At 46.2% G+C, this 24,071-nt stretch carries 20 protein-coding genes; 14 read left to right on the top strand and 6 right to left on the bottom strand.

The features are described 5' to 3' along the window. Window positions 1-151: 151 nt before the first annotated feature. On the bottom strand, window positions 152-850 hold the full coding sequence (locus AC5YB1_RS10275) for an HAD family hydrolase (protein ID WP_494521621.1): 699 nt from the start codon (window positions 848-850) through the stop codon (window positions 152-154). Further along, window positions 843-1,559: a bifunctional 2-polyprenyl-6-hydroxyphenol methylase/3-demethylubiquinol 3-O-methyltransferase UbiG gene (gene ubiG / locus AC5YB1_RS10280; RefSeq protein ID WP_494519080.1), complete on the bottom strand. Its 717-nt coding sequence runs from the start codon at window positions 1,557-1,559 to the stop codon at window positions 843-845. Before ubiG ends, AC5YB1_RS10275 begins: the two co-directional genes overlap by 8 nt. A gap of 298 nt (window positions 1,560-1,857) precedes the next feature. Between ubiG and gyrA the strand changes: the two genes are divergently transcribed. Further along, on the top strand, window positions 1,858-4,551 hold the full coding sequence (gene gyrA, locus AC5YB1_RS10285; protein WP_494519081.1) for a DNA gyrase subunit A: 2,694 nt from the start codon (window positions 1,858-1,860) through the stop codon (window positions 4,549-4,551). 182 nt (window positions 4,552-4,733) lie between these two features. Further along, window positions 4,734-5,822 carry a 3-phosphoserine/phosphohydroxythreonine transaminase gene (gene serC / locus AC5YB1_RS10290; protein WP_494519082.1) on the top strand — a complete coding sequence of 363 codons (1,089 nt, stop codon included), beginning with the start codon at window positions 4,734-4,736 and terminating at the stop codon, window positions 5,820-5,822. A 73-nt stretch (window positions 5,823-5,895) separates the two neighbouring features. Here the strand turns inward: serC and AC5YB1_RS10295 are convergent, their stop codons facing one another. Then, on the bottom strand, window positions 5,896-7,086 hold the full coding sequence (locus AC5YB1_RS10295; RefSeq protein ID WP_494519083.1) for an amino acid aminotransferase: 1,191 nt from the start codon (window positions 7,084-7,086) through the stop codon (window positions 5,896-5,898). Window positions 7,087-7,475: 389 nt separating this feature from the next. Here AC5YB1_RS10295 and aroA point away from each other — a divergent pair, with 389 nt between their 5' ends. From aroA to AC5YB1_RS10345, 10 genes are all read left to right on the top strand, one after another. Next, a complete protein-coding gene (gene aroA, locus AC5YB1_RS10300; RefSeq protein ID WP_494519084.1) occupies window positions 7,476-8,756 on the top strand; it encodes a 3-phosphoshikimate 1-carboxyvinyltransferase in 1,281 nt (426 codons plus the stop codon). A 185-nt stretch (window positions 8,757-8,941) separates the two neighbouring features. Continuing rightward, entirely contained in the window at window positions 8,942-9,634 is a 693-nt protein-coding gene (gene cmk, locus AC5YB1_RS10305) for a (d)CMP kinase (protein ID WP_494519085.1), read from the top strand. A 99-nt stretch (window positions 9,635-9,733) separates the two neighbouring features. Then, window positions 9,734-11,401: a 30S ribosomal protein S1 gene (rpsA, locus tag AC5YB1_RS10310; protein ID WP_110457652.1), complete on the top strand. Its 1,668-nt coding sequence runs from the start codon at window positions 9,734-9,736 to the stop codon at window positions 11,399-11,401. A gap of 71 nt (window positions 11,402-11,472) precedes the next feature. Beyond that, window positions 11,473-11,760, top strand: a complete 288-nt coding sequence (gene ihfB, locus AC5YB1_RS10315) for an integration host factor subunit beta (RefSeq protein WP_494519086.1) — start codon at window positions 11,473-11,475, stop codon at window positions 11,758-11,760. 122 nt (window positions 11,761-11,882) lie between these two features. Then, window positions 11,883-12,203, top strand: a complete 321-nt coding sequence (locus AC5YB1_RS10320; protein ID WP_494519087.1) for a lipopolysaccharide assembly protein LapA domain-containing protein — start codon at window positions 11,883-11,885, stop codon at window positions 12,201-12,203. Between the two features lies 1 nt (window position 12,204). Beyond that, window positions 12,205-13,365, top strand: a complete 1,161-nt coding sequence (gene lapB, locus AC5YB1_RS10325) for a lipopolysaccharide assembly protein LapB (RefSeq protein WP_494519088.1) — start codon at window positions 12,205-12,207, stop codon at window positions 13,363-13,365. Between the two features lie 33 nt (window positions 13,366-13,398). Next, window positions 13,399-14,094, top strand: coding sequence for an orotidine-5'-phosphate decarboxylase (pyrF, locus tag AC5YB1_RS10330; RefSeq protein ID WP_494519089.1), 696 nt, complete (start codon window positions 13,399-13,401; stop codon window positions 14,092-14,094). 78 nt (window positions 14,095-14,172) lie between these two features. Beyond that, window positions 14,173-15,006, top strand: coding sequence for an SDR family oxidoreductase (locus AC5YB1_RS10335; RefSeq protein WP_494519090.1), 834 nt, complete (start codon window positions 14,173-14,175; stop codon window positions 15,004-15,006). 83 nt (window positions 15,007-15,089) lie between these two features. Beyond that, entirely contained in the window at window positions 15,090-15,632 is a 543-nt protein-coding gene (locus tag AC5YB1_RS10340; protein WP_110457853.1) for a DUF2058 domain-containing protein, read from the top strand. A gap of 150 nt (window positions 15,633-15,782) precedes the next feature. Continuing rightward, a complete protein-coding gene (locus AC5YB1_RS10345; protein WP_494519091.1) occupies window positions 15,783-17,540 on the top strand; it encodes an acyl-CoA dehydrogenase C-terminal domain-containing protein in 1,758 nt (585 codons plus the stop codon). 78 nt (window positions 17,541-17,618) lie between these two features. Here the strand turns inward: AC5YB1_RS10345 and dacB are convergent, their stop codons facing one another. Further along, the gene (dacB, locus tag AC5YB1_RS10350) at window positions 17,619-19,220 is read right to left on the bottom strand and encodes a D-alanyl-D-alanine carboxypeptidase/D-alanyl-D-alanine endopeptidase (RefSeq protein ID WP_494519092.1); all 1,602 of its coding nucleotides are present in this window, start codon (window positions 19,218-19,220) and stop codon (window positions 17,619-17,621) included. Window positions 19,221-19,313: 93 nt separating this feature from the next. Then, the gene (locus tag AC5YB1_RS10355; protein ID WP_494519093.1) at window positions 19,314-19,490 is read right to left on the bottom strand and encodes a hypothetical protein; all 177 of its coding nucleotides are present in this window, start codon (window positions 19,488-19,490) and stop codon (window positions 19,314-19,316) included. Between the two features lie 477 nt (window positions 19,491-19,967). Between AC5YB1_RS10355 and pssA the strand changes: the two genes are divergently transcribed. Continuing rightward, a complete protein-coding gene (gene pssA, locus AC5YB1_RS10360; RefSeq protein ID WP_494519094.1) occupies window positions 19,968-21,281 on the top strand; it encodes a CDP-diacylglycerol--serine O-phosphatidyltransferase in 1,314 nt (437 codons plus the stop codon). Between the two features lie 144 nt (window positions 21,282-21,425). Next, window positions 21,426-22,184, top strand: coding sequence for a tRNA-uridine aminocarboxypropyltransferase (locus AC5YB1_RS10365; protein ID WP_475516873.1), 759 nt, complete (start codon window positions 21,426-21,428; stop codon window positions 22,182-22,184). A 675-nt stretch (window positions 22,185-22,859) separates the two neighbouring features. Here the strand turns inward: AC5YB1_RS10365 and AC5YB1_RS10370 are convergent. Then, window positions 22,860-24,062 (bottom strand): serine hydrolase domain-containing protein, encoded by a 1,203-nt coding sequence (locus AC5YB1_RS10370; protein ID WP_494519095.1) that lies wholly within the window; start codon window positions 24,060-24,062, stop codon window positions 22,860-22,862. Window positions 24,063-24,071: the final 9 nt, after the last annotated feature.

A 24,071-nucleotide genomic window follows, 5' to 3' on the forward strand; every position in this document is an offset into this window, starting at 1 on the left:
ATCCATCAAGGTGCTTCGATGTAAAACACTGGAAATCATAAAACGACATTTCAAAGCAACATTTTATAAAAAATCGTCAAAAGCAGCGTGTTTTTAAAACCAACACCAGCAAATCGCTATAGTGCGATTTGCTGGTTATCAGTGGTTTCGTTTACGTATTATGGCTGACAGAGGCTTGAGCAAGATAGTCGATAATTGCGTATGGCTTATCAAAGCATATTTGATGTGGCCAATCAGCTGGCTTGTCATCTTTAGCGATATAGCCCCACATGGCGATCCCCCCATGCATGTGGCTATTTTGCGCCGCTTCAAGATCGCGCCGTGCATCACCGATATAGATGATGTTACCAGCATCACAGCCCAGCTGCTGCGCAGCTAACAGCATCGGCGCTGCAGCGGGTTTACCTTGGGTGGTAGAGTCGCCGCTGATAACGCTGCGTATACACTCGATAAGGGGCTGTTGCCCTAAACACAGTTTAGTTAATAAAGGGCGGGTAAATCGTGCTGCCTTATTCGTGACCACACCAAAGGCAATGCCATTCTCCATTAAATAGTGCAGTACTTCAGTCATGCCATCAAACAACCTAGCATTGTCGCCATTAATGCGTTGATAGTGCGCCAGCAGCGCCTGCTGCAGTTGGACTTTTTGCGCAGCATCGAGTGTCGGCTGCGCCGCAGTAACTAGGGCTAAACTGCCATTGGATGCGGCGTCACGTACATCTTCAAGTGCAACACTGGGGTAATCGAAATCGTGCAGAGCCAGATTCAGCGCCGCAACCAGATCGGGTGCGGTATCAGCCAAGGTGCCGTCTAAATCAAACAGCACCCCGAGGATCGTACTGTTAGGCATCGTCATTTTTGACTGTCGCTATCATATAATTGACATCGAGACTCTTGGTATAACGAAACATACCGCTTAACGGATTGTAAGTGATCCCAGTAGCGTCGCTGCAGATAAGCTCGGCATTATCTGCCATCGCGATAAGCTCAGCAGGTTTGATGTACTTATTATGATCATGGGTGCCCACGGGTAACATCTTAAGCAGATATTCTGCGCCCAGTACTGTCTCTATGTAAGCACGGATATTACGGTTAATAGTCGAGAAAAACACATAGCCGCCAGGTTTGACCATGTCGCTGCAGGCTTGAATGACTGATGCAGGATCGGGCACATGCTCCAGCATCTCCATGCAAGTAACCACATCATATGCAGCAAGGTGGTAATCGCGGTGAGCTTCGGCGGTATCTTGAATGTAATTGATCTCAACCCCGGTCTCAAGTGCATGCAAGCGAGCGACATCTAATGGCTCAGTCCCCATGTCTAACCCATCCACTTTAGCGCCAATACGGGCCATGCTTTCAGATAAGATCCCGCCGCCGCAGCCGACATCTAATACACGTTTGCCAAACAGGCCGCCGACCGTTTGGTCGATGAAGTTCAGTCGTAGCGGGTTGAGTTTGTGAATAGGCTTAAACTCGCCTTCTGGATCCCACCAGGTTTCTGCCATTTTTTCAAATTTAGCGATTTCCTGTGGATCAACATTGCTATGGTTAGACACTCTTGGACCTCTCATCGAGATTTTATTGTGGTGCTATTATACCGATAGCAATTAATAAACAAAGGATTATCAATCAGGTTGCGTAAGCTCGGTGTTGACTTTGCTGTCAAAGCATACTGGGTTTGATTTGAGTCAATGTTTATCGGTTTAATCATATATTTGCTGGGAAATATCAATAGGGTCTAGCGACAATAATTATCTGTGTTAGAATGCCAAATCACGTTTTCAGGCTTGATACAACACTGTTTTATTTTCATACAGTAGGGTGTCGGCTAAATTTCAAGGGATCGAGCAGTTTATGACTGATCTGGCTTCATCTATAACACCAATTAATATTGAAGACGAATTAAAGAATTCATATTTAGATTACGCCATGAGCGTTATCGTTGGCCGTGCTCTACCTGATGTAAGAGACGGACTCAAACCTGTTCACCGCCGCGTGTTATTTGCGATGAACGAACTCAAGAATGATTGGAATAAACCCTATAAAAAATCGGCACGTGTTGTCGGTGACGTTATCGGTAAATATCACCCACATGGTGATACCGCGGTTTATGACACTATCGTTCGTATGGCGCAGCCATTCTCGCTACGTTACACCCTAGTTGATGGCCAAGGTAACTTTGGTTCGGTCGACGGTGACTCTGCAGCAGCAATGCGTTATACCGAAATTCGTATGGAGAAGTTAGCTCACTCTTTACTGGCTGACTTAGACAAAGAAACCGTCGATTTTGTACCTAACTACGATGGCACCGAATTCATTCCGGCCGTATTACCAACGCGCGTACCTAACCTGTTAATCAATGGTTCCTCGGGTATTGCTGTTGGTATGGCGACCAATATTCCACCGCACAACTTAACCGAAGTGGTAAAAGGGTGTTTAGCGTTAATCGAAGAGCCAAGCTTATCGATTGAACAGCTAATGGAATATATTCCAGGGCCTGATTTTCCAACGGCCGCCACTATTAACGGTCGTAAAGGCATCATTGATGCTTACAATACTGGCCGAGGCCGCGCCGTCATGCGCGCTAAAGCAGAAGTCGAAACTGAAGACAATGGCCGTGAACGCATTATCGTTCATGAGATCCCTTATCAAGTGAACAAGGCTCGCTTAATCGAAAAGATTGCCGAGCTGGTTAAAGATAAGAAGATTGAAGGCATTAGCGGCCTGCGCGATGAGTCAGATAAAGACGGTATGCGTATCGTTATCGAGATCAAGCGTGGCGAAGTGGGTGAGGTTGTCCTTAATAACCTTTATGCCCAAACTCAGATGCAGTGCTCTTTTGGTATAAACATGGTGGCGTTGACCGACGGTCAGCCTAAGCTGTTTAACCTCAAAGAGATGCTCGAGTGCTTTATTTTACACCGCCGTGAAGTGGTGACTCGCCGCACCGTGTTTGAACTGCGTAAAGCTCGCGAACGTGCTCATATCTTGGAAGCACTCGCCATTGCTCTGGCAAACATCGATCCTATTATTGCGCTTATCAAAGCCTCGCCAACCCCAGCGGAAGCCAAAGTACAACTGGTGGCACAGGGCTGGGAACTGGGTCATGTACAAAGCATGCTCGAGAAGGCGGGTGATGATGCCGCACGTCCAGAATGGCTAGAGCCAGAGTTTGGTATTCGCGACGGCAAATATTACCTGACTGAGCAACAAGCTCAGGCGATTCTAGAACTGCGCTTACATCGCTTAACCGGTCTAGAACATGAGAAAATTCTATCAGAATATGAAGAACTACTGATCTTCATCGCTGGACTATTGCTTATTTTGAGCAGCCCTGAGCGTCTGATGGAAGTGATCAAAGAAGAGCTTGAAGAGATTTTAGAGCAGTACGGTGATGCACGACGCACCATCATTAATGCCAACGAAATTGACATGAGCCTTGAAGATCTGATCAACGAAGAAGACGTGGTCGTGACCCTGTCTCATCTTGGTTATGCTAAATACCAACCTCTGTCTGACTACCAAGCTCAGCGTCGTGGTGGTAAAGGTAAAGCAGCGACTAAGGTTAAAGATGAAGATTTCGTCGAAAAATTATTGGTCGCCAATACCCACGACACCATCTTATGCTTCTCTGACTTTGGTAAGATGTACTGGCTGAAGGTGTATCAACTACCGCTAGCCAGTCGTACCGCCCGTGGACGACCAATTGTTAACTTGTTGCCACTGTCTGATGGTGAACATATCACGGCAATCTTACCAGTACGTGAGTACGCTGAAGATAAGTTTATTATCATGGCGACCTCGCACGGCACGGTGAAGAAAACCGCATTGACGGCTTATAGCAACCCTCGTGCTAACGGTATCATTGCCGTTAACCTGAAAGATGGCGATCAGCTTATTGGTGTCGATATTACCGATGGTAATGACGATATCATGTTGTTCTCTAACGAAGGTAAAGTAGTTCGATTCAATGAAAAAGCCCGTAACTCTGAGACGGGTGAAGTGAAGATCGATCCTGAAACTGGCGAAGAAATTATAGCCCTGCGTGCCATGGGCCGTACGGCAACCGGTGTACGCGGTATTAAGCTAGAAGAAGGCCACAGTGTGGTTTCACTTATCGTGCCAAAAGGTGATGGTGATATCCTCACCGTGACCGAAAATGGTTATGGTAAACGTACAGCCTTGTCTGAGTACCCGGCTAAGAGTCGTGGCACTAAAGGGGTGGTTTCTATCAAGGTGAGCGAACGAAACGGTGCCGTTGTCGGTGCAGTTCAAGTTGGCGAAAATGATGAAATCATGCTGATCAGTAACAAGGGCACCTTGGTTCGTACACCAGCTACCGGCGTATCGAGCATTGGTCGTAACACTCAAGGTGTGACTATCATTCGCACCGCAGAAGATGAGAAAGTGGTCGGTCTGCAGCGTATCGATGAGATCCAAGATGAGGTTGAACTAGACGAAGAGGGTAATCCTATCTTAGTCGAGGCCCATGAAGCGCCTGTTGAGGGGGCGTCGGGTGATGCACCCGATACAGAGCCCGCTGAGTAACAGCTAGGTAAATTAACGGGCGTCCTTTGGGACGCTCGTTTTGTTTGTGCAAGCCAAACCCTGAGTACGTGAAACCTTAAAATATAGTACTTGAAATGTAGTCCCCGAAACGTATTACCCATAATTAAATATAACCATTTGTACCCACGCAATGACACATCAAAGGTCAAAGGAGAAGAGAAGTGAGCGCGACATATAATTTCTGTGCAGGCCCTGCAATGTTGCCCGCCCCCGTTATGCAACAGGCACAAGCGGAGTTATTAGATTGGAATGGCCAAGGTGTGTCGGTGATGGAAGTCAGTCATCGCAGTAAAGAGTTTATTGCGCTGGCAGAGCAAGCCGAGGCAGATCTGCGTGAGCTAATGGTTATCCCCGATAACTACCATGTTTTGTTTATGCATGGCGGCGGTCGAGGCCAGTTTGCTGCTGTGGTGAATAATTTTTTAGGCAACAATGGCAGGGCACTCTATTTAGTCGATGGTAGTTGGTCTTTAGCCGCGGCAGAAGAAGCGATTAAACTGGTAGGTGAGCAGAATATTGACGTGCTTGATATTGTCGAAAAAAGTAATAATATCAGCAGTGTTGTCGTTCCAAATCTTAGCAGTATTGATCAAGATTATCGTTACCTACATTACTGTCCTAACGAGACTGTCGATGGTATCGAAATTTTTGATGAATTAGATTCGCCATGGCCGATTGTCGCTGACATGTCATCGAACATTATGTCGCGTGACATCGATGTAAGTCGTTTTGGGGTAATTTACGCGGGTGCGCAGAAAAACATAGGTCCTTCAGGACTGAGTATTGTTATCGTAAAAGATGAGCTATTGGCTCTGCCGCAACTGCCGCAAGCTTCAATCATGGATTACCGCTTAGCCGTTAAGCATGATTCTATGTACAACACGCCGCCGACTTTTGCCTGGTACTTGGCTGCTGAAGTGTTTAAATGGCTTAAGGGTAAAGGGGGGATTGCCGAGATGGCGAAACTCAATACGCAAAAAGCCCAAGCGCTATATCAGTTTATCGATAGCAATGACTTTTATGAAAGCCGCGTAGCTAAAGCCAATCGCTCGCAAATGAATGTGACCTTTTACTTAAAAGATGAATCGCTCAACGAGCAATTTATTACTCAGGCGAAAGCGGCGGGTTTAGTAGCATTAAAGGGTCACCGCAGTGTCGGTGGTATGCGTGCCAGTATCTATAACGCCATGCCCATTGAAGGGGTTGAAGCGTTAGTCAGATTTATGCGGGATTTTGCTGAGCAACATTAGTCGCAGCTAGCTATTATAAGTGATTTATATTAAATGAGTTCCTAGGATAAAGATCATAGGAACTTTTTTTGTTTTATAGCACTTTGGCAATTGATTCAGCTAAGTAGTCGACATTTCCTTCAGCAATTCCCGCAATACTGATACGGCTAGAATCCACCATGTAAATACTATGATCGCATTGCAATTGCGCGACTTGCTCAGGTGTGATGCCTAAGAAAGAAAACATGCCTTTTTGCTGGGCGATAAAGCTAAAGTCGCGGGTAATTCCTTTTTCTATTAGTTTGTTGACCAGCATGGCGCGGTTACCATTGATCCGATCCCGCATCACTTTCAGTTCATCGAGCCACTGTTGTTTTAGTTCTGTGTTGCCTAAGATAGTCTCTACTATCGCGGCGCCATGGGCCGGGGGCATGGAGTAAAGACAACGCACCACATATAACAGTACCGATAATGTCACCTCGGCAGCCTGACTCGATGCTGCCACAATTGAACAGGCACCAATACGCTCACGATAAAGACCAAAGTTTTTTGAACAAGAGCTACATAAAATCATGTCGTCGACGTGAGTTGCCATCTGCCGCACACCGTAGGCATCTTCGTCAACACCATCGCCAAAGCCTTGGTAAGCCATATCGATGAGCGGGGTGAACCCTTGTTGCACTGTGAGGTCAACGACCTTGTTCCACTGCGCATTGGTCAAATCCATGCCGCTTGGGTTGTGACAGCAGGCATGCAGTAACACTACATCGTCTTTGCCAATCTGTGCCAACGCCTGGAGCATCTCATCGAACTTAAGGCTTTTGTTGGTGTGATCATAATAGGGATAGGTTTTGACCCTTAACCTAGCGGCTTCAAATAGCCCTATATGGTTAGCCCATGTCGGGTCGCTAACCCATACGGTGGTATTGGGGTTAAGGCGTTTAATAAAATCTGCGGCGACACGAAGCGAGCCAGTGCCTCCTGGAGTCGACACCGTTCGGATGCGGCCCTCTTGTAAGGCTTGATGATCTTTGCCGAAAGCTAATTCGGCAATTAATTGATTAAACTCGGATGAGCCTGTTGGGCCAATATATACCTTGGTCTGCTCGGTATCGATACGCAGTTGTTCGGCCCGCTTTACACAAGCAAGAATGGGAGTATTACCGACAGCATCTTTATAAACGCCAACGCCTAAATCGACTTTGTGCGGATGAGGATCTTGTCGGTATTGAGCCATCAATCCTAGAATAGGATCTGCTGGCATAGGGCTCAGATTTTCAAACATATTCGATAACCTTTATTGTTGTTTTGGGCCGTAAGCGGCGAATGCGGTGAAGTGATTAAGAATAAACTAAACCCTATTCTAAATAACAGTCAACATGATGAAATGATTTCATTGTTCAATTGGCAATAATTCATGCCAGAGCAATTTACCCTAAGTCATTAAGGGATCACCACAGGCTATAAACCTTATTTTTAACCGCTTAGTAATAAAACGACGCAATAATGGGTAAAAATAGTAAAAAAGGGTTGAATACTGCGCGCTAATCAGTAATTTTATAACTACGAGGTTCAAAGTCTTTTGAACAGATCGCCATTTTGTCGTGATGGTAATAACGTTAATGATAACCCGCAGGCCTACCAATAAGTCTTGCAATGATAAAAGAGTGATTCATGAAGCAACTACGACTCGAGCCCATAAACAAAGTTCAAGGTACCATCAACATTCCAGGTTCTAAGAGCATTTCTAATCGTGCATTATTACTGGCGACCTTGGCTAAAGGTACTACTACATTGACCAACCTGCTTGATTCTGACGATATTCGTTATATGTTGGCTTCACTGGCACAATTGGGTGTCAAGTACCAACTGTCAGATGATAAAACGGTTTGTGAGCTTGAAGGATTCGGCGGCGTAATTAATGCCTCGCAGCCTCAAAGTCTATTTTTAGGTAATGCTGGTACCGCAATGCGGCCACTATGTGCAGCGCTGACCTTAGGCTCGGGGCAGTTTACCTTAACGGGTGAGCCGCGCATGGAAGAGCGCCCGATCGGTGACTTAGTTGATGCACTTCGGGTGCTTGGCGCTGATATTGATTACCTTAAAAATGACGGTTTTCCGCCACTGACGATTAATGCTACGGGATTAAATGGCGGTAATGTCACCATTGCTGGCGACCTATCTAGCCAGTTTTTAACCGCCTTATTAATGGTAGCGCCATTGGCCAAAGACAGCGTTAATATTCAAATCAGAGGCGAGCTCGTTTCTAAACCCTATATCGATATTACCATTGCGTTAATGGCTCAATTTGGGGTACGGGTAATAAACCATAATTACCAACGCTTTGAGATTCTAGCTGGGCAGCAATATGTATCGCCAGGTAAAGTGTTAGTCGAAGGCGATGCCTCCTCTGCATCCTATTTTTTGGCAGCCGGAGCAATAAAAGGCGGCCAAGTTAAAGTCACAGGTGTTGGCCGTAATAGTATTCAAGGCGATATTCAATTTGCCGATGTATTGGCGAAAATGGGCGCAGAGATAGAGTGGGGCGATGACTATATCATTGCTCGCGGCGCGCCATTAACTGGCATCGATCTGGATATGAACCACATACCCGATGCCGCGATGACGATAGCGACGACGGCCTTATTTGCCAAAGGGTCGACCACGATACGTAATATTTATAATTGGCGAATTAAAGAAACTGACCGTTTAGCGGCTATGGCAACCGAGTTGCGTAAAGTGGGTGCAGAGGTCGACGAAGGCCATGACTATATTACCGTGACGCCTCCCGCTCAGCCTCACACTGCGCAAATAGATACGTACAATGACCATCGTATGGCGATGTGTTTTTCAATGTTAGCCTTTGCCGATTGTGGTATCACTATTAATGATCCCGATTGCACTTCGAAAACCTTCCCTAATTACTTTGAAACGTTTGCTGCACTAGCAGTTTAATCTGTGTTTGTGTAAGGAAGCCGCTAGTTTATGGCTTCCTTTTTCTGAACTTAAGCTGATCATCCTCCGATTAATGCTAACTTTTTGCCGCTTTGTTGCAGGTTTTGGTTTATAATGCGCGCGCTCTTTTTTCGTGAATGGCTTTCATGATCGTTAGGGAAGACAGATTAAATTTGGAGAAACATATGTCACAACGGGCTCCTATCGTCACTATTGACGGCCCAAGCGGTGCGGGTAAAGGCACTATTAGTCAATTACTTGCTACTCGGTTAGGTTGGAAGCTGCTCGATAGCGGCGCCATATATCGTGTATTAGCCCTGGCGGCTATTCACCATAATGTCGAATTAGACAATGAAGCATCTTTAGCGTTACTCGCCGCACATCTGGATGTTCAATTTATAACATCTAATCATAACGGCATTAAAGTGGTGCTCGAAGGAGAGGATGTTTCTCACGATATTCGCAGCCAAGAATGTTCTAATGCTGCATCAAAAGTAGCAGCATTTCCGAGTGTTAGAGAAGCCTTGTTGCGCCGCCAACGCGCCTTTGCAGAAGCGCCTGGTTTAATCGCCGATGGCCGTGATATGGGCACAGTGGTATTCCCCTCAACACCCGCTAAACTTTATTTAACTGCGTCGGCGCAGGAAAGGGCGCAGCGGCGCTATAATCAGTTGCAGGACAAAGGCTTCGATGTTAATATCGAGCGTCTTTTAGCTGAGGTCATTGAGCGTGATGAGCGCGATATGAATCGCCCTGTTGCTCCTTTGATCCCAGCGGAGGATGCCCTTGTTATCGACACGACAACAAGGGGTATTGATGAAGTGGTCGAGCTTGCTCTAGCACACATCAAACAAAAATTACCCGACGTGGGTCTGTAAAGACGCGCGTTATGCTATTTGTCTCATGGATGCGACAAATGATTAATCTGACTCCACGTCTAGGATGGGCTGTGGTTTATTACTTAAAGTAAATTAAACATGACTGAATCTTTTGCTGATCTATTTGAACAATCCCTTGAAACACTTGAGTTCCGTCCAGGATCTATCGTTCGTGGTACTGTAGTATCAATCCAGAACGGTATGGTACTTGTTGACGCTGGTCTGAAGTCTGAAAGCCCAATCCCAGCTGAACAGTTCAAAAACGCACAAGGCGTTCTTGAAATCGCAGTTGGCGACGAAGTTGACGTAGCCCTAGACTCTGTTGAAGATGGTTTCGGTGAGACTCAACTTTCTCGTGAGAAAGCTAAGCGTCACGAAGCTTGGATCGTTCTAGAAAAAGCGTACGAAGATGCTGAAACTGTAATCGGTATCATCAATGGTAAGGTTAAAGGCGGTTTCACTGTTGAATTAAACGGTATCCGTGCATTCCTACCAGGTTCTCTAGTTGACGTTCGCCCTGTTCGCGATACTGCTCACCTAGAAAACAAAGAACTAGAATTCAAAGTTATCAAGCTAGACCAGAAGCGTAACAACGTTGTTGTTTCTCGTCGTGCTGTTATCGAATCTGAAAGCAGTGCAGAACGTGATGCTCTTCTTGAGAACCTACAAGAAGGTCAAGCGGTTAAAGGTATCGTTAAGAACCTTACTGACTACGGTGCATTCGTAGACTTAGGTGGCGTTGACGGTCTACTACATATCACTGATATGGCGTGGAAGCGTGTTAAGCACCCATCTGAAATCGTCAACGTTGGTGACGAAATCAACGTTAAAGTACTTAAGTACGATCGTGAGCGCACTCGTGTTTCACTAGGTCTTAAGCAACTTGGCGAAGATCCATGGTTAGAAATCAGCAAGCGCTACCCAGAAAACACTAAGTTAACTGGTCGCGTAACTAACCTAACTGACTACGGTTGTTTCGTTGAAATCGAAGAAGGTGTTGAAGGTCTAGTACACGTTTCTGAAATGGATTGGACTAACAAGAACATCCACCCATCTAAGGTTGTTAACCTAGGTGATGAAGTTGAAGTTCTAGTACTAGACATCGATGAAGAGCGTCGTCGTATTTCTCTAGGTCTTAAGCAATGTAAAGTTAACCCATGGGATGATTTTGCAGAGCGCTTCCAGAAAGGTGACAAAGTTACTGGTAAGATCAAGTCAATCACTGACTTCGGTATCTTCATCGGTCTTGACGGCGGCATCGACGGTCTAGTTCACTTGTCTGACATTTCTTGGAACGGTACTGGCGAAGAAGCTGTATCTGATTACAAGAAAGGCGACGAAATCAACGCAGTTGTACTGTCAGTTGACCCAGAACGTGAGCGTATCAGCTTAGGCGTTAAGCAAACTGAAGACGATCCATTCAACGCTTATCTTGCAGATAAGAAGAAAGGTGCTATCGTAAACGGTACTGTTGTTGCTGTTGACGCGAAAGGCGTTACCATTGAGCTGGCTGACACTGTAGAAGGTTATCTACGTGTTGCTGATATCTCTCGTGAGCGTATCGAAGACGCATCAACTGTATACTCAGTAGGTGATGCTGTTGAAGCTAAGTTCATGGGCGTTGATCGCAAGAACCGTACTATCAGCCTATCTATCAAAGCGAAAGATGAAGCTGATGAGAAGGAAGCGATGGCTAACCTGAACAAGCAAGATGACGTTGCTATGAGCAGTGCCATGGCTGAAGCGTTCAAAGCAGCTCGCAAGTAAATCGCCTGAAGTTCGGGGATGTTTCATCCCCGTTAGGTGACTGTGTTTGGCTTGATTAAAGAGGGTACAGGATGACTAAATCCGAACTAATCGAAAAACTTGCCACTAGACAGTCGCAGCTGTCGGCAAAAGAAGTTGAAAATGCAATCAAAGAGATGTTGGAGCAGATGGCAACAACATTAGAAAGCGGTGATCGTATCGAGATCCGTGGCTTTGGTAGCTTCTCGCTTCATTATCGTGCTCCACGTACCGGCCGTAATCCAAAAACTGGAACTTCAGTCGAATTGGAAGGCAAATATGTGCCGCACTTTAAGCCTGGTAAGGAACTGCGTGAGCGCGTTGATGCGATCAACTCGTAAATGACATTGTTTTAAAAGCCTCCTTTCGGAGGCTTTTTTATGTCTAAATCATAGGTATAGCTGGCTAGTTAGCTCAAATTCTTAGATAATCAATTCACCATTACGCGTTTATGGAGTGTAACGTGAAGTCATTTATTGCAACCATCCTTGTAGCTTTGTTTTTCGTGCTTGCTTTATTATTTGGTGCACGAAATGAACAGTTGGTCACCATTAGTTACTTCGTCGCCCAAGGTGAATATCGCCTCCCCGTGGTGTTAGGCGTGGTTTTTTTCGTTGGCTTTCTCGTCAGTTGGATTTTTGCCGTGTACCATATCGCTAAAATGAAGTTACTATTACGTCAAGCCAATAAAAAAATAGCCCAACTACAAGCCAAATTACCCACATCAGCCCATGAGGTGGCGGCGGTTGAAGACCAAGTAAAATCCAAAGAATTGAACGCTTAATATGTTAGAGATCCTGTTTCTGTTATTGCCTATTGCCGCCGGTTACGGATGGTATATGGGGCGTCGTAGCATACGACACAAACAGAGTAGTAAGCGTAAACAGCTTAGCCGAGATTATTTTACCGGTCTTAACTTTCTTCTTTCAAATGAATCAGATAAAGCGGTTGATCTCTTCATCTCCATGCTCGATGTTGACGATGACACCATAGACACCCATCTGTCTCTGGGGTCATTATTTCGTAAACGTGGCGAAGTCGATCGCTCAATTCGCATTCATCAAAATCTGATTGCTAGGCCAAGCTTGACCACCGAACAGCGTGATATTGCCATGATGGAACTGGGCAAAGATTATCTCGCCGCGGGTTTTTACGACCGAGCAGAAGAGATATTTTTAGCCCTAGTGCGACAAGATGATCACAGCGAAGAAGCTGAAGATCAGTTGGTGGCTATTTATCAAGTGACCAAAGACTGGCAAAAAGCCATCGATATCATCAAAACGCTCAAACGTAAACGCCAGCAAACGCTGAAGCATCTATCGGCACACCTTTATTGTGAGTTGGCTGATGAACAACAAGACAGTGAACTCAAATTAAAAATGCTGAGTCAGGCATTAAAGCAAGACAGTACTTGTGGTCGCGCCTTGTTAAATATGGCAAAAATATATCTTGATCAACAAGATGTTAGTCGGTGCAAAGAGATACTCAATAGGCTAAAAGAGGTCGATATTGAGCTGTTTCCTGAAGCACTGGCCATCGCGAAAGAAGCATACCAGGACAAACAAGATCAACCTGCTTACCGAGAACTGTTGCGAGAAGCATTAGAGCAGGGTGCTGGCGCCAGTGTCGCTATTACGCTGGCACAGCAGATGATAGCTCAAGGTGAAATTCAAGATGCCGAAAAACTGGTACTCGATGGCTTATATCGTCACCCCACCATGAAAAGTTTCCAGCATCTGATGAAGATGCAACTGCAACATGCTGAAGATGGCCAGGCAAAGAAAAGCCTCAATATGCTAGCCGAATTGGTCGAACAACAAATTAAATTCCGTCCTAGTTACCGCTGTGTTGAGTGTGGTTTCCCGTCACACACACTCTACTGGCATTGTCCTTCGTGTAAACATTGGGGCACTATCAAGCGGATCCGCGGACTCGACGGCGAATAATATGTACTACATGCAAAGCATCAGGAGAACAAGATGAGCAGTAAACCCATTATAGTGGCGCTAGATTACGATAATAAAACCGAAGCTTTGCAGCTAATCGATCAATTAGACCCCAAGTTGTGCCGTCTCAAAGTAGGAAAAGAGATGTTTACCCTATTTGGGCCCGATTTGGTCAAAGAGATCCACCGTCGTGATTTCGACCTTTTTCTCGATTTAAAATTTCATGATATCCCCAATACCGTTGCCAAAGCGGTTACCGCAGCGGCGGAGCTTGGCGTATGGATGACTAACGTCCACGCCAGTGGTGGTTTAGCCATGATGCAAGCGGCTCAGCAAGCGCTGTTGCCTTACGGTGATAAAGCGCCATTGTTAATTGCCGTGACCGTATTGACCTCGATGAGCGATGACGATCTTAAGTTATTGGGGATCAATGTACCCGCCGCCGAGCATGTAAAACGACTTGCCGCCTTGACTCAACAAGCGGGTTTACACGGCATTGTGTGTTCGGCGCAAGAGGCTAGCATGTTAAAGGCTGAATTTGGACCCGAGTTTAAGTTGGTCACCCCAGGCATTCGCCCTTTAGGTGCCGACAAAGGCGATCAACATCGCATCATGACACCGCCACAAGCCATTGCTGCAGGCTCAGACTACCTAGTCATCGGTCGTCCAATTACCAAAGCGGCCGATCCGCTAGCGGCGCTCAGTGCTATTCATGCTTCATTAGCTTAGTGCTGGCAGATACTTGACAGGCTAAGGGCAGCGCGCCTAACTTAAACGGCAACAGATGATTGGAGGAATTGAAATACCATGCAAGATAACCAAGCAATATTCGATTACTCAGGTAAACATGTCGTCGTTGTCGGTGGCACCAGTGGCATTAATTTAGGCATTGCCAAGGCATTTGCCCATGCTGGTGCTAATGTGGCAGTGGCGAGCCGTAGCCAAGATAAAGTCGATGCGGCCGTTAACCAACTGCAAAGCATTAACCCAAATGCAAACATGCTCGGTGTCAGTTTCGATGTGCGCGATCTTGAGCGGGTAAAGGCAGGCTTTGCCGTTATTGCCACTCAATATCAGCATATCGATATTTTAGTTAGTGGCGCTGCGGGTAATTTCCCCGCCTTGGCAGCTCAATTGAGCGAAAATGGCTTTAAATCGGTGATGGACATTGATTTACTGGGCAGTTTTCAGGTGTTAAAACAGGCTTATCCGTTGCTGAAAAGACCGGGTAGCAGCATCATTCAGATCTCAGCGCCTCAGGCTTATATTGCCATGCCAATGCAGGCACATGTCAGCGCTGCCAAAGCTGGCGTCGATATGTTAACCAAAAGTTTGGCATTAGAGTGGGGGAGTGAAGGGATCCGCGTTAATTCGATAGTACCAGGCCCCATTGCCGACACCGAAGGCTTTAATCGTTTAGCGCCGAGTGAGGCATTACAGCAACGGGTGGCTCAAAGCGTGCCACTGCAACGCAATGGTCAATGCCAAGACATTGCCAATGCCGCGTTATTTTTGGCATCACCCATGGCGAGCTATATCACAGGTACCATCTTACCTGTAGATGGTGGCTGGTCCCTAGGCGGCGCAAGCTTGGCGATGAGCGAACTGAGCAAATTAGCCCAGATGAGCCCTCGTGCTTAATGACTGTATTTAATAGATAGACTCATTTTATAACCCATAACGAGATAGCAGCAATGCTTGCTATCAAGGATAGTAAGAAACCCATGGCGAACCCATTTCAAGAACAACTGTTAAAAGCGGGTTTAGTAAGCAAACAAAAAGTGCGTGATACTAAAACCCAAAAACGCCGCGATCGTAAAGCCAAGGTAGACGATGGCTCAGAGGCGCTAAAGCAAGAAATCGCCGCCAAGAAGCAGGCTCAAATAGCCAAAGACAAAGCGCTCAATGAGCAACGCTTTGCCCAGGCGACAGAAAAAGGCCAAGTAAGAGGGCTTATCACCGAGTTTAAGCGTCTCGCCGTTGATGTCCCTAAAGGAGCTGAAGTTAAATTTAACTACACTCTAGGCACTAAAATTTATTCTGTTTACATTACCGACAAGCTGCAAAGCCAGCTACTTAATGGCCAACTTGGGATCGTTCGTTATGAAGAGACCAGTTATTTGGTGCCGCATAAATTAGCTGAACGAGTCCACTTATTGGTACCTGAGTGGTGCGGTTACTTGTGGCAACAAGATGCGCAAGCAGAGACAGTGGCTGAAGACGATCCTTACGCGGATTATGTGATCCCTGACGATTTAATGTGGTGATCGCTGTAAATTTTTATCAAATAGCCTCGCAATTTTTGCGGGGATTTTTTTATGGAAGCAGCCCACGGTTCCTTAACAAAAGGCTTTATTCTGTTAACGAGTTAGTATAGATTAAAACAACTGTTTTAATTTGATGTTTGAGAGTAAAAGATGAATCCATATTACGCGCCGTTGGCTGACATGAAATTCCTGCTAGAAGGTGTATTTGATGCACCGCAAACCTGGGCTAAGCTACCTCAACTTGCCGAGTCGGTAGACATGGATACCGCGGTGGCTATTATGGATGAAGCCGATAAAATCGCGCGTGATTTGATCCATCCTATAAACCGCAGTGGCGATGAGCAAGGCGTGCGTCATCAAGGTGATAAGGTGATCACACCCGACGGTTATAAAGCGGTGTATGAGGAGTATGCGCAGGGGGGGTGGATTGGACTCTGCGGTGAGCCTGATTTCGGTGGTATGGGAATGCCTAAAATGCTCGGGGTTCTTGTCGATGAGATGGCTTACAGTGCCTGTAACGCTTTTACGCTGTACGGCTCATTAACGGCGGGCGCGGCTTTATGCATTAACGCTCATGGCAGTGATGCACTTAAAGCAGTCTATTTACCTCAGCTTTATAGCGGTGAATGGGCTGGAGCCATGGACATGACAGAGCCGCAAGCGGGCTCGGATCTGCGTAACATTCGCACCAAAGCAGTGCCACAAGATGATGGCAGCTATCTTATTAGCGGCAGTAAAATATTCATTACTGGTGGCGATCACGATCTCACCGACAACGTTATCCATCTGGTTTTGGCCAAGTTGCCTGACTCAAACGGTATTTCGCTATTTTTAGTGCCTAAGATTAAGGTGAATGATGACGGTGAGCTGGGTGAGACTAACGGCGTCACTGTTGGGTCGATCGAACACAAAATGGGGCTTAAGGGCTCTGCGACCTGTGTGATGAACTTTGATAATGCTCAAGGTTACCTCATTGGTAAAGCCAATCGCGGGTTAGTCTGCATGTTCACCATGATGAACTATGAGCGCTTAGCCATTGGCATTCAAGGGCTGGGTACATCTCAAGCGGCTTATCAGATGGCTGCTGAGTATGCAAAAGAGCGTACTCAAGGCGTTGCCGCTGGCGGCTCACCAACTGGGGCGATAAGCGATCCTATTTTGGTCCACGGTGATGTTAGGCGCATGCTGCTGAATATCCGTTGTTATACCGAAGCTGGCCGTGCAATGTCAGTCTATACCGGTCAACAATTGGATTTAGCCAAATATGGTGAAGGTGAAGTTAAAGCCAAAGCCGCTCGTTATGTTGGCTTGATGACTCCAGTTGCTAAGGCGTTTTTGTCCGATAGAGGTTTAGATGCCGCGGTGATGGCTCAGCAAGTGTTTGGTGGTCACGGTTATATTCGTGAAACCGGCATTGAGCAGCTAGTGCGCGACACTCGTATCGCCCAGATCTATGAGGGTACTAATGGTATCCAAGCTATCGACTTCTTAGGCCGTAAAACCACAGGCGATAATGTCACTGCATTGACTGAATTTGTCACTGAACATCAAGCAACCTTGACCGCGATGACGCACATTTGTGACGAGCATAAAAATGCGGTGGCTTCACGATTTGAAGCGCTATTAACGGTGGCGCACCAGATCAACGATAATAAATTGACTCAACCTGCATTGATCAATGCCTCGGCGGTCGACTTTCTCGATGCCTTTGGTCATCTAATGTATGGCTATTACTGGTTATTGATGGCCGATAAAGCCGCAGACCATCAAGATCAACAATTTAGCCAAACCAAACAGCAATTGGCTGATTTTTATATGGCTAAACTGTTACCTAAGGTCGATTACCATTTAGCTCAAGTCAGTAGTGGCGATGCGACGGTGATGGCAATGGATGAATCGCTATTCTAAATGCTGACGAATAGCTCTATAAAAGCGACATAAACAACGCGTCTAAGGCCAACTTAGACGCGTTTTTGTTACTAATGCTTACTGAGAGGGCGTTGGTTGGGATTCTTTCAATAACGCCGTTAACCATTGCGTGCTAAAGGGCATGGGTTGTGGCTGCTTTTGCTGCGGGCCAATGCCATTTTCAAGGATCACAAATAGCAGATTATCTTCAGCATTTAAGCCTAAATAGCCTGCTAAGTTGTCGACCCCTTGCATTGAACCTGTTTTAGCCCGCACCTTATCTTGCAAGGGGGCTTGGCGGTAACCCGATTTGTATCGCAAAGAGCCGCTACGCCCGGCCAGCGGTAACTGCGCCAGTAAAGACCTAAAGCGCTCATCTTGATAAATAAGCAGTAATACCTGCGTCAGTTGCCTTGCGCTTAACAAGTTATAGCGTGATAGCCCTGAGCCATCGATAATTTGCCCATAGTCAAGGTCAATGCCTTCATCAGTTAAAACCTGTTTCATTGCTTTAGCGCCAGAGAGAAATGTGCCTGGCTGTTGATACACATCCGCGCCTAGCGCTTTGAATAGGCTATCGGCAATTAAGTTATCAGAGGTCAGTAACATGGTGCTCAGCAATTCGGGCAAGGCCGCAGAGTGATGCTGCGCCAGCAACTTGGTCTGCTTGTTGACTTGGTTGCTGAGCTGCACGTTACCGCTCAGGCGTACATTACTTTTGCCAAAAAGTTGAGTCACGACTTGCTGGGCGTAAAGGGCAGGTTCATTAATGGCGATGGACAGCTTCAATGCTTGGTTACCCGCAAAGCAACCGCTTAAGTGAAAGTGATTGTTGGGTAAGCGTTGTAATGCCAAATCGCACAATGCCCGTTGATTATTTTTATCAAACTGGGCACTGGTCGTTAAGGTGACCGGAAGATCCTTTGGAAAATTCAACTGGCTGTGATTGCTGCCAAGTTGCGGCGTGAGTTCACCGAAAATGCAATTTCTATCAATGACAAATTGCGACACAGGCGCGGCGTAACAGATGCCTAGATCGTCCCACACCCAACCAGGAGCGCGAAGCTGCTCTTCGGCCTGACCCACCAAATAGACGTTCCCCTTAATGGTATGTACGCCTTGCTCAAAGAGCTGTTGTATTAAATAGCTTAAATCATTGCGGGTGAGGCTGGGATCGCCGCTAAAGCGTATATAGAGATCGCCATTAAGCTCTCCTTGTTGGTTCACTGATTGACTATAAAGGGCGGTGGTAAAGCGAAAGGCATTGCCCAGTTGAGCCGTTGCTGCAACGGCGGTCAGCAGCTTTTGGGTGCTAGCGGGCTGCATTAAAGTATCAATATTGTGCTGATATAACGCCTGGCCTGAATGTAAGTCGACCACGCCGATGGCTAATTGGGAGTGACGTGGGGCTAACTGACGAGTCATGCTTTCAAACGTTGCCGGCTGCCATTGCTGCAATGTTACGGCGTTTGCTTGCGACTTAGATTGTGATTGAGCCTGTACTTGAAATGGTGTCTGTAATGGGAGGGGGGATGTCCGTGTGGCTGTTGTCGCTGTGCTTGCGTACTCAGTGCTGTAGCCCGTTTGTGAGACGCTGGTAAGCGCACCTACTAGAGTTAGGCTGAGCCATAATGGGTGGCGAGAAGGGAAACATTGAGTGGCGAACAGTTTAAAAGGCATGGCAATGATAACGTTGAGGCTAAAGGCCCATTATGGACAGCTCGATGCCAGCAAGCAACTTTCCTCTTTTCTAGTGAGTTTTAACTTGCGTGTTTAATCTTTATCTTCAGGCGCATCTTTTTCCATCAAGCGGTATAGGCGCAAGGTGACAAAGAGCACCAGTGCAATAAATAACGGTAATATCAGTAAACCCAACTGGGTTTTAAAATGAAAAATCCCCCAAGCGGCCAACAACGTTAAGGCTAGAGTGATAAGTAATTTGATGTTCATAGTGATCTCATTTTAACGCCAACGTTTTATTGTAGCCTTGCAGTAATATAAAAGCCGTGACGACTGCATAAATTTGACGCCGATGCACAATAATTGGGCGTCACTTAACTGTTTGGTTAAATTAAAACCATTATTTAGCTCGTCAACTCCCAATCTTGTAGAAAAACCTTGCCCCATCTAGTGTAAATCGGTAATTTCTATCCCCTTGAGAGAAGGATAGGCTCGCCATGGGGCATTATTGTGTCGATGGAGCTTCACGCATTACCACTCGGGTGGTTTGCGGATTATAAATAGCTACGCAGCTAGGCAATTTGAAGTGCTCATGTGAGACCAAGATCCTGACATACATCACGGGGCATAAGGGCACATAATCACGCTGGATTGCGTTGATTAGTTATTGAAGCCTTTAAGTCATGTATCAGGGTATTTATACCCTTGCTATTGCCGTGATGGTCACTATTTTTGAAGGAGGATACCTTGCTGGATCAGCTAGGTGGTATTGCGTTACAACCCGATGCAATTCGTTGGTTGCTAACCCCCTCGGCGCTTAAAGCCGAATTATTAACACAGATTTCTCAGGCTAAGTTTGCCATCACGATCGCCGCATTGTATCTCGAGGATGACGAAGCGGGTCGTGAAATTCTCACGGCGCTTATGGATGCCAAAGCCAACAACCCCCAATTAGATGTCACTGTCTTGGTGGATTTTCATCGTGCGCGCCGCGGACTCATTGGTCACAAAGGCGATAGTGGCAATTATTTAATGTATCGCAAGGTGATGGGACAGGCAGAATATCCGATCACCATTCTAGGGGTGCCGGTGAAATCTCGTGAGTTTATGGGGGTATTACACCTCAAGGGCTTCATTATCGACGATACCGTTATCTATAGCGGCGCCAGTTTAAATAATATCTATCTACATCAAGGCGATAAATACCGCTTCGATCGTTATCACGTGATTGATTCGCCAGAGCTCGCTCGATCAATGCGCCAAATGGTGCAAGATTACATTGTTAGCGATAAAGCGGTGACGTCATTAACTCAGCCGCAAGAGAGCGAGCTGTTACCCGATAAGGCCGATGTACGCACACTTAAATCGCGTTTAAGCGCGGCAAAATATGAGTTTACTGCCACCAAACGCGGTAATCGAGTGACGCCGTTAGTGGGACTAGGTCGTAAGCGTAATAAACTCAATCGGCTGATTGTTGATTTGGTTGCTGAATCTAAGCGCTCACTGTTTATCTGCACTCCCTATTTTAATCCGCCCTATATATTGTCTCGCGCCTTATCTAAGCACCTTAAGCAGGGAAAACGCATCGATATTGTGGTGGGTGACAAAACGGCTAACGACTTTTTTATTCCGCCAGAAGAGCAGTTCTCCACCATTGGCGCACTGCCTTACTTGTATGAACAGGCGCTGCGCAAATTTGCTAAGCGCCAGCAGTGGGCTATCGACTCAGGTCAGCTGAACATTCATTTATGGAAACATGGGCGTAATAGTTATCACCTTAAGGGAATAAGCTCGGATGAACAGTATCATCTGATCACCGGGTCTAATCTTAATCCGCGTGCTTGGGCGCTGGACTTAGAAAATGGCTTGCTTATCCACGATAAAGAGGGGTGCTGGCAATCACACTTTGCTGATGAACAGGCGCATATTCTTGAGCATACCCAGCGTTTGTATCACTACAGTCAAATTGAAACCTTAAAAGATTACCCAGCGCCGGTGCGCAAAATTATGAATCGCATTCGGCGCATTAAGGCTGACTTTTTACTGCGCCGCATACTCTAGTGGTGATAAACCCATCAAAAAGGCGAGCAGATGCTCGCTTTTTTATTGTCCTCTATAATAGAGGAACCTTTGGCGTATCGTCGACACAACGATAGATGTGGCGCCACCATTGCATTGAAATTTTTTAAAGGCAAAAAATAGATTATGGGTTTTACACCTCACGCTATCCACCAGCGATATCAATATCGTAAAGCGATCTCAACCAGACCCTATAATGCTCGCGGTAAAAACCTGCTACGCTGCGAGGCCTGCTTATTGGCGCAGCAGTTTTGTACCTGTGAATTTCGTCGACAGCTTGACTCCAATGTCAGTTTTTTATTGATCATGTACGACGATGAAGTGTTAAAGCCCAGTAATTCGGGACGCTTAATTGCCGATCTTATTCCCGATACCCATGCTTATATTTGGTCGCGTAACTACGCTAATCGCAAACTATTGAACCTGCTTAACTCGCCGCACTATCAACCTTATGTGGTGTTTCCCAGTGAATACGCTAAACCGGGTCAAGCGGTTGTCGAGTCGGTGACCCAAACAGGCCAAGTCGAAGCGTCTCCTTCAGGAAAGCGGCCCTTATTGGTGTTACTCGATGGTAGTTGGCGAGAAGCGATTAAAATGTTCAGTAAAAGCCCTTATTTACATCAACTGCCGCTATTATCTTTTACCCCAGAGACCGCTGCGCGTTATGGCTTACGTAAGGGCAGTCGCGATTTCCAGTTAGGTACCGCCGAAGTGGCCGCGTTAGCGCTAGCAAGCGCAGGTGAAGTCGCCAACGCTAATAGCCTTAATGCCTGGTTCTCACTGTTTATTGAGTCATCATTGTTTAGTCGTAGCCGTAAAAGCACCCTAGATCTCTCACCGTTACAGGACTTACAAACAGCTTTTAAACTCAGCCTTAACCGATAATCTAAAAGAGCTAGCCGCTGTTGTTGTGATACCTAGCAACGGCACGGCGCTCTTTATCAACTCGATGGTAAAACGCTTTGACGTATTTATAGGGTAATTACGGGTATTTATTGTCTATCGTTCATGGCTTGGTGATGCTAAATGATGAATAGTTATGCCTCATTCTGAATATCGGTTAAAAATATCTCGGGGTTATATTTTCAAAAGTGCATAAAGCGGTATTTTTATTCAAATGAGTATTCTATGCGAATTTTAACCAGCTCGACATGTTATTAGCGTTAGGCTGGCATAAAAAATAGCGTTAACACAGATTAAGAGTGATCTTGTTACATTCGCGTCACGTAACGACTACCACTGCTCCGTGCCCCATCATCGTTATCGAGCATCTACTGAAGCATTTCGTATTGTGCGTTTATCGTTTGATAGGGACTGTTTTGGCTGGTTGGTATTAATCTATTTGGTTTAACGCAGTCGTTTTGGAGCAAACGTATTTTTGACTATAGAGTGTATCCCTGCAGACACATTCTAGTTGAGTTTGTCCATCACCTTCGGAAGGCACTCCTCCACGTGCCTTCCTTTTTTTATCTGTTTATTAATCCATTATTCTTGCTTGGTATAGCCCTTCATTGAGAGAAACGACTCAGTTGTTGTCATTTAACGCTATTAGCTTACCTATCAATTGAGCCTGTTATGGTTATGAAGGCTAAATACTTGATGCCAAAATTGCGCGCTAAGCTCGCTCACTACTCTCGATTCGCCATTAAGTAAAATGGCCATCCCCAGCTTAAGCTCTGGCGAATAGGCAATTTCTGCCACATAACCCGCTACCCAACCTGCATGATATATCAACGTTTGACCTTCAAATTGATAGACTCGCCACCCTTTACCATAGTGGGCGTCATCAAGGTAAGGTCGCCAATCTCGTCGCCTAAGTTCTTTGGTGGTGCGTACACCTGGTGTGGTTACATCTTCAAGCACTCGTTGGGGGACCACATCGGGCCGATAACCCATATTGGCAATAAGCCATTTGCTGATATCTGTGATGCTGGCATTAACCCCTGCGGCGGGGGCTAACTGATAATAATTAGGTTTAACCTTGACGCGCTTAAAACCGCTTCGGGTTTTAATATGTGGCTCGGCGCGATTGCTGGCATGATTAAACGCCGCAAAGCCGACTGAGGCCGTGTCCATTGCTAAAGGGACAAATAGTCGTTGGTTAATCAGCTCATCATAACTTTGGCCACTTTCTTGTTCGATAGCCTGCTGAATAAATGAGAAAGCAATATTTTGGTAGCTATAACACACCCCAGGAGCACAGATAGGGTTAAGCTTAACAAATTGGCTGACCACTTTATCCAGTTTGACGTTGGCATTGATTAGGTTGTCGTAGCTATTGGGCATGAGGCCGCTGCTTTGGCCGACAATATGACCTAGGGTGATCTGTTGGCTTTGCTTAGGATCGGCTAAGCGAAACTCGGGTAAGTAAGCCACGATCGGTTGCTGCCAACTCAGATTGTGCTCATGTACTAGCAGGCTGGCGAGAGTCCCAGCAAAGGTTTTCGATATCGAGGCGAGGCGAAATACCGTATTAGCATCGACCTTATCCTTGCCCCCTTTACGACGCTTACCAAAGGTAGCAAGCGTGGCAATGCTATCTCCTTGTACCACCACCATGGCACCGCCAGGAACTTTATGCTTTTTAAGTGCTTGGTGAAATTGATCATTAAAATCTTGCGCCACGGTTTGGTACGGTGACGGTTGAGCTAAGTTGGCAGGGCTGTCGACTGATAGTCTTGCCGGTGATGCCTGTGCACAGCTAAATGCAGACATGATCATGAGTGCGATGCTGTGGGTAACAAAAACCTTTTTTACATTCATGCAGTTTTC

The sequence above is a fragment of the Shewanella sp. 433 genome (assembly GCF_059338565.1).